The organism is Leifsonia sp. SIMBA_070 (assembly GCF_046534635.1).
Classification (GTDB): domain Bacteria; phylum Actinomycetota; class Actinomycetes; order Actinomycetales; family Microbacteriaceae; genus Leifsonia.
The window spans coordinates 1-271 of sequence record NZ_JAWRYK010000291.1; the positions used below are offsets into that span (position 1 = coordinate 1).

At 62.4% G+C, this 271-nt stretch carries 1 pseudogene; it reads right to left on the reverse strand.

The annotated features are described in order from the left end of the window. Positions 1 to 271, reverse strand: a pseudogene (locus SB754_RS20405) (excinuclease ABC subunit UvrA); the annotation flags it as partial.

A 271-nucleotide genomic window follows, 5' to 3' on the forward strand; every position in this document is an offset into this window, starting at 1 on the left:
CGACGAATGAGTCGAGGGTGCGCTGCAGGTTGGCAAGCAGCGGCGCGACGGACGGTTCTCTGAGTCCGCGCACCCAGTCGGCAAGGTCGCTGATCTGCATCGCACAGGCGTCAGCAATGTTGACCTTGTTGATCTTCGACGACCGCGCGCCTTCGTTGAGACGGGTCCCGTCGCAGTCGGGGCAGGTGGTGAACGTGACCGCACGCTCCACAAATGCCCGGATGTGCGGCTGCATCGCGTCAACGTCCTTGGACAGGAAAGACTTCTGGAT